At 70.0% G+C, this 13,405-nt stretch carries 12 protein-coding genes and 1 tRNA gene; 10 read left to right on the forward strand and 3 right to left on the reverse strand.

What is annotated here, in order from left to right; translation table 11 throughout:
* Positions 1 to 191 precede the first annotated feature (191 nt).
* The 5 genes from CKO33_RS10025 (at position 192) to ntrC (ending at position 6,343) form a co-directional block, all read left to right on the forward strand.
* The gene (locus CKO33_RS10025) at positions 192 to 1,370 is read left to right on the forward strand and encodes a cation diffusion facilitator family transporter (RefSeq protein ID WP_200182076.1); all 1,179 of its coding nucleotides are present in this window, start codon (positions 192 to 194) and stop codon (positions 1,368 to 1,370) included.
* 190 nt (positions 1,371 to 1,560) lie between these two features.
* A complete protein-coding gene (gene glnA, locus CKO33_RS10030; RefSeq protein ID WP_200182078.1) occupies positions 1,561 to 2,970 on the forward strand; it encodes a glutamate--ammonia ligase in 1,410 nt (469 codons plus the stop codon).
* Positions 2,971 to 3,098: 128 nt separating this feature from the next.
* Complete coding sequence (locus tag CKO33_RS10035; protein ID WP_200182080.1) at positions 3,099 to 3,689, forward strand: DUF4124 domain-containing protein; 591 nt, start codon at positions 3,099 to 3,101, stop codon at positions 3,687 to 3,689.
* 160 nt (positions 3,690 to 3,849) lie between these two features.
* On the forward strand, positions 3,850 to 4,917 hold the full coding sequence (glnL, locus tag CKO33_RS10040) for a nitrogen regulation protein NR(II) (RefSeq protein ID WP_200182082.1): 1,068 nt from the start codon (positions 3,850 to 3,852) through the stop codon (positions 4,915 to 4,917).
* Positions 4,910 to 6,343: a nitrogen regulation protein NR(I) gene (gene ntrC / locus CKO33_RS10045; RefSeq protein WP_200182084.1), complete on the forward strand. Its 1,434-nt coding sequence runs from the start codon at positions 4,910 to 4,912 to the stop codon at positions 6,341 to 6,343. Before glnL ends, ntrC begins: the two co-directional genes overlap by 8 nt.
* Before the next feature lie 19 nt (positions 6,344 to 6,362).
* Here ntrC and CKO33_RS10050 read toward each other — a convergent pair whose 3' ends face one another.
* Positions 6,363 to 6,803, reverse strand: a complete 441-nt coding sequence (locus tag CKO33_RS10050) for a Fur family transcriptional regulator (RefSeq protein WP_200182085.1) — start codon at positions 6,801 to 6,803, stop codon at positions 6,363 to 6,365.
* Positions 6,804 to 6,901: 98 nt separating this feature from the next.
* A tRNA-Gly gene (locus tag CKO33_RS10055) sits at positions 6,902 to 6,975 on the reverse strand.
* A 150-nt stretch (positions 6,976 to 7,125) separates the two neighbouring features.
* Between CKO33_RS10055 and thiS the strand changes: the two genes are divergently transcribed.
* The 3 genes from thiS (at position 7,126) to trmB (ending at position 8,958) form a co-directional block, all read left to right on the forward strand.
* Positions 7,126 to 7,329, forward strand: coding sequence for a sulfur carrier protein ThiS (gene thiS, locus CKO33_RS10060; RefSeq protein WP_200182087.1), 204 nt, complete (start codon positions 7,126 to 7,128; stop codon positions 7,327 to 7,329).
* Between the two features lie 29 nt (positions 7,330 to 7,358).
* Positions 7,359 to 8,171, forward strand: a complete 813-nt coding sequence (locus tag CKO33_RS10065) for a thiazole synthase (protein WP_200182089.1) — start codon at positions 7,359 to 7,361, stop codon at positions 8,169 to 8,171.
* A gap of 67 nt (positions 8,172 to 8,238) precedes the next feature.
* Positions 8,239 to 8,958, forward strand: a complete 720-nt coding sequence (gene trmB / locus CKO33_RS10070) for a tRNA (guanosine(46)-N7)-methyltransferase TrmB (protein ID WP_200182091.1) — start codon at positions 8,239 to 8,241, stop codon at positions 8,956 to 8,958.
* Between the two features lie 17 nt (positions 8,959 to 8,975).
* Here the strand turns inward: trmB and CKO33_RS10075 are convergent, their stop codons facing one another.
* The gene (locus CKO33_RS10075; protein WP_200182093.1) at positions 8,976 to 9,830 is read right to left on the reverse strand and encodes a universal stress protein; all 855 of its coding nucleotides are present in this window, start codon (positions 9,828 to 9,830) and stop codon (positions 8,976 to 8,978) included.
* A 205-nt stretch (positions 9,831 to 10,035) separates the two neighbouring features.
* Between CKO33_RS10075 and CKO33_RS10080 the strand changes: the two genes are divergently transcribed.
* Both CKO33_RS10080 and CKO33_RS10085 read left to right on the forward strand, forming a co-directional pair.
* Positions 10,036 to 12,129: a SulP family inorganic anion transporter gene (locus CKO33_RS10080; RefSeq protein WP_200182095.1), complete on the forward strand. Its 2,094-nt coding sequence runs from the start codon at positions 10,036 to 10,038 to the stop codon at positions 12,127 to 12,129.
* A 299-nt stretch (positions 12,130 to 12,428) separates the two neighbouring features.
* Complete coding sequence (locus CKO33_RS10085) at positions 12,429 to 13,325, forward strand: phosphoribulokinase (protein ID WP_200182096.1); 897 nt, start codon at positions 12,429 to 12,431, stop codon at positions 13,323 to 13,325.
* The last annotated feature ends 80 nt before the right edge of the window (positions 13,326 to 13,405 follow it).

Consider the following 13,405-nt stretch of genomic DNA (forward strand, 5'->3'; position numbering starts at 1 on the left):
CGGCATAGGCGTTGTGGACAAAAGGCGCTTCGCGCGCAAAGCCTTGCAGTATAACGGCGGGCGCGCGTCCGCGGCCAGCACCACCCGCCAGGGCCGGCGGGCGCCCCTTGCGCCGATTGCGCGGGATCACCCCCCGCGGGGCCCGGACGCGGTACCATGGCGGTTTTTGGCCCATCACCCCCGCCCGCCCCATGCCCACCGGCCTGCCCAGCGAGACCCGCTACCGCGCCATGCGCCGCGTCACCGTCACCGGCGCCGTCACCAACGTCTGCCTGGCGGCGGCCCAGGTGGTGGGCGGCCTGCTGACCCATTCCCAGGCCCTGGTGGCGGACGGCATGCACACCCTCTCGGACCTGGTGAGCGACCTCATGGTCCTGTTCGCCGCACGCAAGGCCAACCAGGCCGCCGATGCCCGCCACCCCTACGGCCACGGCCGCATCGAGACCCTGGCCACCGTGGTGGTGGGGCTGATCCTGGCGGGGGTGGCCATGGGCATCGTCCTGGATGCCGGACGGCGCCTGCTGTCCGATGGCGGCCTGCTCTCCCCCTCCCCCCTGGCCATGGCCCTGGCGGCGCTGGCGGTGGTGGCCAAGGAGGGGCTGTATCACTACACCATGCACGTGGCCCGGCGGGTGCGCTCCAACCTGCTCAAGGCCAACGCCTGGCACCACCGCTCCGACGTGGTCTCCTCCCTGGTGGTGCTGGCGGGGGTGGGCGCCACCCTCCTGGGGGCACCCTCCATGGACGCCGTGGCCGCCATCCTGGTGGCCCTGCTCATCGGCCGCATGGGGGTACAACTGATCTGGAACAGCGCCCAGGAGCTCATCGACACCGGCGTGGAACCCGAGGAGCAGCGGCGCATGCTGCGGGCGGTGGGGGCCCTGCGGGATATCCGCGGGGTGCACGCCCTGCGCACCCGGCGCATGGGGGGCATCCTGCTGGCGGACGTGCACGTGCAGGTGCCGCCGCGCATCAGCGTCTCCGAGGGCCACCGCCTGAGTGAATCGGTCTGCCGCGCCCTGCGCGAGGTGCACGGGGAGCTGGGGGACATCCTGGTGCACATCGACCCGGAGGACGACCAGCAGGGTCCCCCCAGCAGCCACCTCCCCGGCCGCGCCCAGATCCTGGACCGTCTGCAACGGGCCTGGGCCGGCGTGCCCGGGGCCCGGCACGTGGAGGACGTGGTGCTGCACTACCTGGACGGGCGCATCCACCTGGAACTGCGCCTGCCCCTGGCCGCCGTCGGGGATGCGGCCGGGGCCAGGGCCCTGGCCCGCCAGCTCATCGCCGCCAGCCGGGAGGTGGAGGACATCGGCCAGGTGCAGGTATTCTTCCGCTGCGGGGACCTGTCGCCCCAGGATGGGGCATGACCGCAGCAGACGCACCATACTGGTGCAACCTGTCCTGCCCTTATGCCCCATCATCGCCCGAAACCGGGGAATCCCCGGGATTCGCCGGTAATGGCATGGCGCATGCATAGAGCAACGCGAACGTCTTTCATGCGCCCCGCACGGGCGCGGCAGACGCAGGCACTTTACCCAAGCCCCTGGAGGAGCACGCATGTCAGCTTCCGAAGTACTCAAGACCATCAAAGAGAACGGCGTCAAGTTCGTCGACTACCGTTTCGTGGACAGCCGGGGCAAGGAGCAGCACGTCTCCGTGCCGGCCCACACCGTGGACGAGGACGAACTGGAAGGGGGCAAGATGTTCGACGGCTCCTCCATCGCGGGATGGAAGGGCATCAACGAATCGGACATGATCCTCATGCCCGACCCCGAGAGTGCCGTCCTGGACCCCTTCTTCGACGAGCCCACCCTGATCATCCGCTGCGACGTGGTGGAACCGGCCACCATGCAGGGCTATGACCGCTGCCCCCGCTCCCTGGCCAAGCGCGCCGAGGCCTACCTGGCCAGCACCGGCATCGCCGACGGCTGCATGTTCGGGCCGGAGAACGAGTTCTTCGTCTTCGACGACATCAAGTGGGGCAACTCCATCCAGGGCAGCTTCTTCCAGATCGACTCCGACGAGGCCTGCTGGAACTCCGAGAAGGTGTTCGAGGACGGCAACATCGGCCACCGCCCCACGGTCAAGGGCGGCTACTTCCCGGTGCCGCCGGTGGACAGCCTGCAGGACCTGCGCTCGGCCATGTGCCTGGCCCTGGAGGAGATGGGCCTCACCACCGAGGTGCACCACCACGAGGTGGCCACCGCCGGGCAGTGCGAGATCGGCGTCGGCCCCGCCGCCCTCACCCGCAAGGCGGACGAGGTGCTGGTCCTCAAGTACGTCATCCAGAACGTGGCCCACAACTACGGCAAGACCGCCACCTTCATGCCCAAGCCCCTGGTGGGGGACAACGGCAGCGGCATGCACGTGCACATGTCCCTGTCCAAGGACGGCCAGAACCTGTTCGCCGGCGACAAGTACGGCGGCCTGTCCGAGACCGCCCTGTACTACATCGGCGGCATCATCAAGCACGCCCGCGCCCTGAACGCCTTCACCAACCCGGCCACCAACAGCTACAAGCGCCTGGTGCCCGGCTTCGAGGCCCCGGTGATGCTGGCCTACTCCGCCCGCAACCGTTCCGCCTCCATCCGCATCCCCTGGGTGTCCAGCCCCAAGGCCCGGCGCATCGAGGTGCGCTTCCCCGACTCCGCCGCCAACCCCTACCTGGCCTTCGCGGCCATGCTCATGGCGGGCCTGGACGGCATCCAGAACAAGATCCACCCGGGTGAGGCCATGGACAAGAACCTCTATGACCTGCCCCCGGAGGAGGAGAAGCAGATCCCGCAGGTGTGCGCCTCCCTGGACCAGGCCCTGGAGGCCCTGGACAAGGACCGCGACTTCCTCAAGGCCGGCGGTGTCTTCACCGATGACGTGATCGACGCCTACATCGACCTGAAGATGGAGGACGTCACCCGCCTGCGCATGACCACCCACCCGGTGGAGTTCGATCTGTACTACAGCCTCTGAGCCGGACCCCCGGCAGGCAGAGACAAACCCCCGGTCATCCGGGGGTTTTTTGTATCCGCCCCCCGGCCCTTGCATGCCGCCGCCGGCGGCCCTATCGTCATGCGATGCCTCGCGCCGGAGATGCCCCCATGCGCCGCCCCACCGCCCTGCCGATGCTGCTGCTGGCCCTGGCCCTGCCGATGCTGCTGCTGGCCCTGGCCCTGCCGGCCCAGGCCGAGATCTACCGCTGGACCGACGCCGGGGGCCGCACGGTCTACGGCGACACCCCGCCGGAAGGCGTGGAGGCGACCCGAGTCCGCGTGGACGCCCCCGCCGCCACCACCCCCGGCCTCCCCGAGGCCGAGGCCCGCCGCATCCTGCAGCGCCCCCTGGACCGGGAGGAAGAGGCCCCGGAACAGGGCTACACCCGCGTGCAGATCACCCAGCCCCCCGACGACGGCGTGGTGCGCACCAACACCGGCGAGGTGCAGGTGGCCGTGACCACCGAACCGGCCCTGCAGCAGGCGCAGGATCACCGCATCCGCCTGCTGCTGGATGGCCAGGCCATGGGCAGTGGTGCCGGCAACCGCTTCGCCCTCACCCAGGTGACCCCCGGCACCCACACCCTGCGGGCCGAGGTGATCGACGCCTCCGGTGCGGTGCTGCTGCGCTCCGGGGAGAGCCGCTTCCATCTCCTGCGCACCACCGTGCAGCAGCAGACCCGTCCCCGGGACGGCTGACCCCCCCGCGGCCCGCAAGGGGCACGACGCAACGCACCGGCCCGTACCCGCGCTGCCCCAAAATGGTGCATGATGACCCGGCCCCCGTCGGCGCCCAGGCCGGCCCGGGGCCGCGGGGTGCCCCCGGCAGCCCTGGTTTGTTTCTTGCATCAGGATACCCATGACGCCGGATCCCCACCTGCACCGCCATCTCATGGACCACCTCACCACCGCCGTGCTCACGGTGGACGAGGGGCTGCGCCTGGAATTCATGAACCCGGCGGCCGAGATGCTCATGGAGATCAGCCTCAACCGCATCCGGGGCCTGCCCATCCGGGAGCTGCTGCGGGAGGACGAACCCCTGGTGGACAGCCTGCGCCAATCCCTGGAGACCGGCCATCCCTTCACCGAGCGGGAGCGGGTCCTGGCCCTGCACTACGACCGGGAGATCACCGTGGACCTCACCGTCTCCCCCATCTCGGACCCGGGCCTGCCGCGGCGCCTGCTCATCGAGCTCATCCAGGTGGACCGCCAGCTGCGCATCACCCGGGAGGAGCAGCTCATCAACCAGCAATCCGCCACCCGCGCCCTGCTGCGGGGCCTGGCCCACGAGATCAAAAACCCCCTGGGGGGCCTGCGCGGCGCCGCCCAGCTGCTGGAACTGGAACTGCCGGAGGCCGAACTGCGGGAATACACCCGCATCATCATCGGCGAGGCGGACCGCCTGCAGAACCTGGTGAACCGCATGCTGGGCCCCAACAACCTGCCCCGGCGGCAGCGCATCAACATCCACAAGGCCCTGGAACACGTGCGCGGCCTGGTGGCGGCGGAGGCCCCGGCCGGGGTGCGCATGGACACCGACTACGACCCCAGCATCCCGGAGGTGAACGCGGACCAGGACATGCTCATCCAGTCCATCCTCAACCTGGTGCGCAACGCCGTGCAGGCGGTGGGGGAACAGGGCCACGTGCGCCTGCGCACCCGGGTGCTGCGCCAGTACACCATCGGCCAGGTACGCCACAAGCTGGTGGCCCTGGTGCAGGTGATCGACGACGGCCCCGGCATCAGCGAGGAGATCCGCGAGCGCATCTTCTTCCCCATGGTGTCCCACCGGGACGGGGGCACCGGCCTTGGGCTGTCCATCGCCCAATCCCTGATCAACCAGCATGGCGGCCTCATCGAGTGCACCTCGCGCCCCGGCCGTACGGTGTTCTCCATGCTGCTGCCCGTGGAGCTGAAGGATGACTGAACACGAGCACATCTGGGTGATCGACGACGACCGCTCCATCCGCTGGGTGCTGGAGCGGGCGCTGAACCGGGCGGGCCTGCGCGTCACCTGCTTCGCCGCCGCCGGCGAGGCCCTGGCGGCCCTGGAGCGGGAGACCCCCGACGCCCTGCTCACCGACATCCGCATGCCCGGCATGGACGGGCTGGAACTGCTCAGCCGCCTGCAGCGGGATCACCCGCAGCTGCCGGTGATCATCATGACCGCCCATTCCGACCTGGAGAGCGCCGTCTCCGCCTACCAGGGGGGGGCCTTCGAATACCTGCCCAAGCCCTTCGACGTGGACGACGCCATCTCCCTGGTGCGGCGCGCCTGCCAGCTGCGGCGGGAACGGGGCCGGGAGGCCCCCGGAGAGGACGACCGCACGCCGGAGATCATCGGCGAGGCCCCGGCCATGCAGGAGGTCTTCCGCGCCATCGGCCGGCTGTCCCGCTCCCACATCACCGTGCTCATCAACGGCGAGTCCGGCACCGGCAAGGAACTGGTGGCCCACGCCCTGCACCGCCACAGCCCCCGGGCACAGAAGCCCTTCATTGCCCTGAACACCGCCGCCATCCCCCGGGATCTGCTGGAATCGGAGCTCTTCGGCCACGAGAAGGGGGCCTTCACCGGGGCCCAGAACACCCGCCGGGGCCGCTTCGAACAGGCCGACGGCGGCACCCTGTTCCTGGACGAGATCGGCGACATGCCGGCGGAACTGCAGACCCGGCTGCTGCGGGTCCTGGCGGATGGCGAGTTCTACCGCGTGGGGGGGCATCTGCCGGTGAAGGTGGACGTGCGCATCATCGCCGCCACCCACCAGGACCTGGAGGCCCGGGTACGGGAAGGGCTCTTTCGCGAGGACCTCTTCCACCGCCTCAATGTCATCCGCATCCACGTGCCCGCGCTGCGGGAGCGGCGGGAGGACATCCCGCTGCTGCTGGATTACTTCCTGGGCGCGGCGGCGCGGGAGCTGGGGGTGGAACGCAAGGTGCCCCAGGCGGCGGTGCGCGAGCACCTGGCGGGACTGGACTGGCCGGGCAACGTGCGCCAGCTGGAGAACCTGTGCCGCTGGCTCACGGTCATGGCCTCGGGACGGGAGATCCACCCGGACGACCTGCCCCCGGAGATGCAGGGGCACGCCACCCCGGCGCAAGGGGCGACGGCGGACTGGGAGGCGGGACTGGCCCGCTGGGCGGAACGGGAACTGTCCCGGGGCGGACCGCCCCTGCTGGAGCGGGCCCTGCCGGCCTTCGAGCGGGTGATGATCCGCACCGCCCTGGAGCGCACCGGCGGGCGGCGTCAGGACGCGGCCAGGTTGCTGGGCTGGGGGCGCAACACCCTGACCCGGAAGATCAACGAACTGCACATGGACGAGGCCGGCGAGGGCAGCGCCGGGGAGGAAGGATGAGCAAGCCGGCCGCGGGGGATTACTGCGAGGCGGCCTGGCGCACGCGGATGATCACATCCACCCCCTCCACCTGCGCCCCCTCGGGCAGATCCGGCAGGGGACCGATGTCCACCTGCCCCAGGTCCACATCCCGCAGCTGCCCGGAATCCATATCGAACAGGTGGTGATGGGGGGAGGTATTGGAGTCGTAGAAGAGCTTGGAGGGGTCCACCACGATCTCCCGCACCAGCCCCTTGCGGGCGAACAGGCCCAGGGTGTTGTACACCGTAGCCTTGGAGACCCGGGACTCGCGGGCATTCACCCGGACCAGGACCTGCTCCGCCGAGAGGTGCTGGGGGCGCTCGAAGAGCACCCGGGCGATCTCCACCCGCTGCTGCGTGGGGGTGATGCCGTGCTGGCGCAACCGCCGGATGACGGTTTCGCGCTCCGGCTTGCCGGACTGTACGCTGTGATCGGTCATGCCGGGAATTATAATCCAACCCTGGACAAAGTCCAGTTCCCGTCTGGGCGGGGAACGGACAAGAAAAAACCCCCGCTGAGGGGGGGTTTGGGGGAATCTGGAGCGGGTGATGGGAATCGAACCCACGTCATCAGCTTGGGAAGCTGAGGTTCTACCATTGAACTACACCCGCATTGGCGCCATATTCTACGGCCTTCCGCCCGCGTTCTCAACGGGGTCCCGGGGGGACCCGCGGGCGGGGCCCCGCCCGTTCCCATGGGCGATGACACGGGCGATGATTTACCATAGTATTTTAATCCCCTTTATGGCAGAAAAGACCCCCATGATGGAACTGACCGTCAACGGCGAGACCCACCGGGTCCCCGAAGAGACCACGGCCCAGATGCTCCTGGAACGGCTGGAACTCGCCGGCCGCCGGCTGGCCATGGAGGTCAATGGCGAACTGGTGCCCCGCAGCACCTTCCCCGAGCACCGCTTCGCCCCCGGAGACCGCGTCGAGATCGTGCAGGCGATCGGCGGCGGTTGATCCTCCACCCCGACTACGACGAAAGGCCCATGTCAAGCACAGCCGCAGCACAGCACACCCCCGCCGACGACCGCCTGGTGGTGGCGGGGACCGCCTACGACTCCCGCCTCCTGGTGGGCACGGGCAAGTACAGGGACCACGACGAGACCCGCCGCGCCATCGAGGCCAGCGGGGCGCAGATCGTCACCGTGGCCATCCGCCGCACCAACATCGGCCAGAACCCGGATGAGCCCAACCTGCTGGACGTCCTGCCCCCGGAGCGGTTCACCATCCTGCCCAACACCGCCGGCTGCTACACCGCCGAGGACGCGGTGCGCACCTGCCGCCTGGCCCGGGAACTGCTGGACGGGCACAAGCTGGTGAAACTGGAGGTGCTGGGGGACGAGAAGACCCTCTACCCCGACATGATGCAGACCCTGAAGGCCGCGGAGACCCTGGTGGCCGACGGCTTCGACGTCATGGTCTACACCAGCGACGACCCCATCCTGGCCCGGCGCCTGGAGGAGATAGGCTGCGCCGCCGTCATGCCCCTGGCCGCCCCCATCGGCTCGGGCCTGGGCATCCAGAACCGCTACAACGTGCTGGAGATCGTGGACAACGCCCGGGTTCCGGTGATCGTGGACGCCGGCGTGGGCACCGCCTCCGACGCCGCCATCGCCATGGAAATGGGCTGCGACGGGGTGCTCATGAACACCGCCATCGCCGCCGCCAAGGACCCGGTGCTCATGGCCTCGGCCATGAAAAAGGCCATCGAGGCCGGACGCGAGGCCTATCGGGCCGGGCGCATGCCCCGCAAGCGCTACGCCTCCGCCTCCTCCCCCCTGGACGGCACCTTCTTCTGAAGACGCCCCATCCCCACCCCCCGGCGCCGCGCCGGGGGCCGCATCCGGCCACGCATCCCCCCGCTCCATGACCCGAGCCGAAGACACCCCCGCCCATCACCGGCCCATCCGCAGCTTCGTGCGCCGCGAGGGCCGCCTCACCCCGGGTCAGCAGCGCGCCCTGGAACGCCACTGGCCCCGCTGGGGGGTGGAACCCGGCCACGGCCCTCTGGACCTGGAGACCCTGTTCGGCCGCCGCGCCCCGGTGACCCTGGAGATCGGCTTCGGCAACGGGGAATCCCTGGCGCAGATGGCGGCGGCGGACCCGGAGCGGGACTTCCTCGGCGTGGAGGTGCACCGCCCCGGTGTGGGGCATCTGCTGCAGCGGCTGGAGGACCTGGGGCTGGACAATGTTCGCGTGGCCAGCCACGACGCCGTGGAACTGGTGCGGGAGCAGATCCCGGAAGCGGGCCTGGACTGCGTGCAGGTCTTCTTCCCCGACCCCTGGCCGAAGAAACGCCATCACAAGCGCCGCCTCATCCAGCCGGCCTTCGTGCAGCAACTGCGCCGCGGCCTGCGCCCCGGGGGACGCCTGCACCTGGCCACCGACTGGGAGGACTACGCCCGGCACATGCTGGAGGTGATGACCGCCGCCGAGGGCTTCGTCAACACGGCCCCGGAGGACGGGTTCGCGCCCCGGGGGGAGCGGCCCCTGACCAAGTTCGAGCAGCGGGGGCAGGGGCTGGGACACGGGGTGTGGGACCTGGTCTTTCAGCGCACGCCAACGGATCCGCACCCGTCCCGCTGACGGGGCGGGCTTCCCCCTTACTTCACCACCAGCACCGGGCAGGGGGCGTGGGTCACCACGCGTTCGGCGACGCTACCCATGAGCAGCCGCTCCAGCCCCCCGTGGCCGTGGCTGCCCACCACCACCAGATCGGCGCCGCAGCGCTGCGCCGCCTCCACGATCACCGTCTCGGGCCGGCCCTGCTCCACCATCCCCTCCAGGGCCACGCCGCTGTCCTTCAGTTCCGGCTTGAGCAGGTCCAGCACCCGCTGCACCGCCTCGCCGGCGGCGGCCCGCTCCGCGTCCGGATCCTCGGGACGCGTCACCGACAGCACCGTCAAAGGCACCCCGCCGACCCGGGCCAGTTCGGCCGCCATGGCGCAGGCGGCGTCCGCGGCCCGGGAGCCGTCGGTGGCCACCAGGATATGCCGCCGCGGATCCCGCACCTCCGGCGGCACCGCCAGCACGCTGCAGGGGGCATGACCCACGATGCGGGCGGTGGAATCCCCCATCACCAGCCGGGCCAGGGGGCCGCGGCGGTGGCGGCCCACCACCACGCAGTCCACCCGGGACTCATCCGCCTCCTGCACCACGGCCACATAGGGGTCCACACCGTGGCGCACCCGCGTGTCGCAGGGGATGCCCCGCCCCCGGGCCTGGTTTGCCAGGGCCTCCAGATCCTCCCGGGCGGCGGCCGTCTCCGCCTCCACCCGTTCCGGGGCCATGGACTCGTACTCCGGGTTGGTGAGCACCACCCGCATGAGCAGTAACCCGGCGCCATGGGCCGCGGCCAGATCCAGGGCCAGGGCCCCGGCCCCGGCGCTGGATTCGCCGCCCCCGGTGGCCAGGAGGATGCGCTGCAGGCGCCCCACCGGCGAGAGTCTGGATGCCATGACACCACCTCCGGGCTGGATCGATGCCCACAGCATAGCCAGACGGCGCGGCCATCACCAGGGGTCGCCCTTTCCACAAATCGCAAAAACCGGTAGACTTATATATTATTGATTCATACATATATAACAATTTGCGAGATCAGGGCCGCCCACCCCCGGGGTGGTCCCGCCGGGCCTCGCCGCGTCTGCCACAGCGGAATCCAAGATGAAATACTGGCTCTACCGTCTGCTGCCCTTCCTCAGCTGGTTCCCCATGTCGGCCCAAGGCGTCCGGGCCGATCTCCTGGCCGGCATCAGCGTGGCCATGATCCTCGTCCCCCAGGGCATGGCCTACGCCACCCTGGCGGGGCTGCCGGTGGTCTACGGCCTCTACGCCTCCGCCATCCCGGCCATCGTCGGCTCCCTCTGGGGCTCCTCCCGCTTCCTGCACACCGGCCCGGTGGCCATGATCTCCCTGCTCTCGGCCGCCTCCCTGGCCCCCTTCGCCGTGGCGGGTTCGGAACAATTCATCCAGCTCTCCATCCTGCTGGCCCTGCTGGTGGGGATCCTGCGCCTGCTGCTGGGGCTGTTCCGCCTGGGGGTGCTCATGAACTTCGTCTCCCAGCCGGTGATCGTGGGCTTCACCAATGCCGCCGCCCTCATCATCGGGCTGTCCCTGCTCAACACCTTCTTCAACGTCCCCAAACCGGACACCGGCACCTTCCTCACGGACTTCGTCGGCGTGCTGGCCCAGCTGCCCCAGGCCCACTGGCCCACGGTGGCCTTCGGCGCCGGCACCCTGGCCTTCCTCATCCTGCAAGGCCGCCTGCTGCCCCGCCTGCCCGGGGTCCTGCTGGTGGTGGTGGTGGGCACCCTGCTGAGCGCCGCCACCGGCTTTGAGCAGAAGCAGACCGTGGATCTGGACCAGGTGCAGGCCCCCCAGGCCCGTGCCCTCTTTGGCGAACTCTCCCGGGTACGGGCGGACCTGGAGCGCACCTCCGGGGCCCTGGGCCAGGCCCGCGCCCGGCTGCGGCAACAGGAGCGGACCGGGGAGGTGCCGCCGGAACTGGCGGTGCGGGTGGCGGGGCTGGAGGCGGAGGAGCGGCGCCTCAAGGACCGGCGCAGCCGCCTGCGCATCGCCGCCCACGACCGGGCCCTCACCCGCGTCCCCCTGGACGGCGGCGGCGTGGCCTTTCACCTTCGCGAGCCCGGGGATGCGGGGGCGCCCTGGCGCCTGGCCGGATTCCATGAGGGGCGGCCGGTGCTCTCCGCGGGCGGTGAGGTGGTGGGCACCATCCCCCGGGGCCTGCCCAGCTTCCAGTTGCCCGTGCTGCAATGGGACGTGATCCCCGCCCTGCTGCCCGCCGCCGCGGTCATGGCCCTCATCGGCTTCATGGAGGCCACCTCCATCTCCCGCGCCCTGGCGGCCCGCAACCGGGAGAAGCTCAACCCCAACCAGGAGCTCATCGGCCAGGGCCTGGCCAACATCGTGGGCAGCTTCTTCCAGTCCTTCTCCGTGAGCGGCTCCTTCTCCCGCTCGGCGGTGGCCGCCCGCGCCGGGGCCCGCAGCGGCCTGTTCGCCGTGGTGAGCGCCGCCGGGGTGATCCTCACCATGCTCTTTCTCACCCCCTACCTGTATCACCTGCCCCAGGCGGTGCTGGCGGCCATCGTCATGTCCGCCGTCTTCGGCCTGCTGGACTTCCGCACCCTGGGGCGCTACTGGAAGGTGAGCCGCGCCGATGGCCTGGCGGGCTTTCTCACCTTCGCCGTCACCCTGTACATGGCCCCCAACCTGGCCGCCGGGGTGATCGTGGGCACCGCCCTGGCCAGTCTTGTCTTCCTCATCGGCACGGTGCGGCCGCGGTATGAGATCCGCCCCCTGCGGGCGGACGGCTCCCCGGCCGGATCCATCACCAATGGTGACAACGAACCGGCCCACGCCGACTTCGTCACCCTGCGCTTCGACGCCTCCCTGGTGTTCATGAACGCGGCCCACTTCGAGGAGGCGGTGATGGACGCCATCGCGCGGCACCCGGAGGCCCGCGCCCTGCTGGTCATGGGCCACAGCCTCAACCGCATCGACGCCTCCGGCATCGACCGCATCCGCGGTCTCATCACGGACCTGAAGGCGGCGGAGTGCACCCTGATGTTCAGCGGCCTGAAGAAACCGGTGGAGGCGGCCATGGAACGGGCGGGACTCCTGGACGAGATCGGCCGCGAGAATGTCTTCCCCAGCTTCCACGAGGCCCTGGCCCGGCTCCAGCCCGGGGAGGCCGCAGCCCCCGCCACAGCCCCCCCGGCCCGCTCCGGGGAAGACTGATCCCCCGGGCTATGGCCGGGTCCTGCTTGCCCCGCGCCCGGGCGATGGTGTACCAATAGCCCCGCAACGCCTCCCCGGCCGACCCCGGCAGACGCCTGCCTCCGGCCGCCGACCGATCCCCCCGGGGACGGCCGCTGCCGGCGGGACCCCCGCGGGCGTCCGTCTGGTGTTCTAAGAATATTCCGTTCAGACTAGGGCCCCAGGATCCGCGAACAACAAGATCAGTCCCCCGGCCCGGCCCGGGGGACCCAAGACAACAGCGCACAGCATTCAACCATCGGGAAAAGAGGAGTATGTAGATGTCGAGGAAACATCCGATCCTGGCCGTCACCGGCTCGTCCGGCGCCGGAACCTCCACCGTCAAGAACGCCTTCGAGCACATCTTCCGCCGCGAGAAGATCAATCCGGTGATCATCGAGGGCGACAGCTTCCACCGCTACAACCGGGTGGAGATGAAGCAGGCCATGAAGGAGGCCGCCGCCCAGGGCAACAACCACTTCAGCCATTTCGGGCCCGAGTCCAACCTGTTCGACAAGCTGGAGGAGACCTTCCGGGTCTACGGCGAGACCGGGCGCGGCAAGAAGCGCTACTACATCCACAGCCAGGAGGAGGCGGAGCAGCACAACGCCCGCCTGGGCACCAGCCTCAAGGCCGGGGAGTTCACCCCCTGGGAGGACATGCCCGAGAACACCGACCTGCTGTTCTACGAGGGCCTACACGGCCTGGTGACCGACAAGGACGCGAACGTGGACGTGGCCCAGCACGTGGACCTGGGGATCGGCGTGGTGCCCATCGTCAACCTGGAATGGATCCAGAAGATCTTCCGGGACAGCGCCGAGCGCGGCTACACCGCCGAGGCCATCGTGGACACCATGCTGCGGCGCATGCCCGACTACGTGCACTACATCACGCCCCAGTTCTCCAAGACCGACATCAACTTCCAGCGCGTGCCCACGGTGGACACCTCCAACCCCTTCATCGCCCGGGACATCCCCACCCCGGACGAGAGCCTGGTGGTGATCCGCTTCCGCAACCCGAAGAGGTTCGGCGTGGACTTCCCCTACCTGCTGAACATGATCCACGACTCCTTCATGTCGCGCCGCAACACCATCGTCGTGCCCGGCGGCAAGATGGGCCTGGCCATGGAGATCATCCTGGCCCCCATCATCGCCGACATGCTCAAGCAGCGCGGCTGACCCCACCGGCGGGGACGGGGGGATAGGTCCCCGCCCCGCCCTGTCCCCTTCGCCCCGCGCGCGGGGCGAAGGGCTTGTCC

Origin of the sequence: Ectothiorhodospira mobilis (assembly GCF_016584115.1) — a bacterium.
In the GTDB taxonomy this organism is placed as follows: Bacteria; Pseudomonadota; Gammaproteobacteria; order Ectothiorhodospirales; family Ectothiorhodospiraceae; genus Ectothiorhodospira; species Ectothiorhodospira mobilis.

Bases quoted from the DNA above. Each gene is read 5' to 3' on its own strand.
- CKO33_RS10025 (WP_200182076.1), top strand. From the start codon at position 192: ATGCCCACCGGCCTGCCCAGCGAGACCCGCTACCGCGCCATGCGCCGC.
- glnA (WP_200182078.1), top strand. From the start codon at position 1,561: ATGTCAGCTTCCGAAGTACTCAAGACCATCAAAGAGAACGGCGTCAAG.
- CKO33_RS10035 (WP_200182080.1), top strand. From the start codon at position 3,099: ATGCGCCGCCCCACCGCCCTGCCGATGCTGCTGCTGGCCCTGGCCCTG.
- glnL (WP_200182082.1), top strand. From the start codon at position 3,850: ATGACGCCGGATCCCCACCTGCACCGCCATCTCATGGACCACCTCACC.
- ntrC (WP_200182084.1), top strand. From the start codon at position 4,910: ATGACTGAACACGAGCACATCTGGGTGATCGACGACGACCGCTCCATC.
- CKO33_RS10050 (WP_200182085.1), bottom strand. From the start codon at position 6,803: ATGACCGATCACAGCGTACAGTCCGGCAAGCCGGAGCGCGAAACCGTC.
- thiS (WP_200182087.1), top strand. From the start codon at position 7,126: ATGATGGAACTGACCGTCAACGGCGAGACCCACCGGGTCCCCGAAGAG.
- CKO33_RS10065 (WP_200182089.1), top strand. From the start codon at position 7,359: ATGTCAAGCACAGCCGCAGCACAGCACACCCCCGCCGACGACCGCCTG.
- trmB (WP_200182091.1), top strand. From the start codon at position 8,239: ATGACCCGAGCCGAAGACACCCCCGCCCATCACCGGCCCATCCGCAGC.
- CKO33_RS10075 (WP_200182093.1), bottom strand. From the start codon at position 9,830: ATGGCATCCAGACTCTCGCCGGTGGGGCGCCTGCAGCGCATCCTCCTG.
- CKO33_RS10080 (WP_200182095.1), top strand. From the start codon at position 10,036: ATGAAATACTGGCTCTACCGTCTGCTGCCCTTCCTCAGCTGGTTCCCC.
- CKO33_RS10085 (WP_200182096.1), top strand. From the start codon at position 12,429: ATGTCGAGGAAACATCCGATCCTGGCCGTCACCGGCTCGTCCGGCGCC.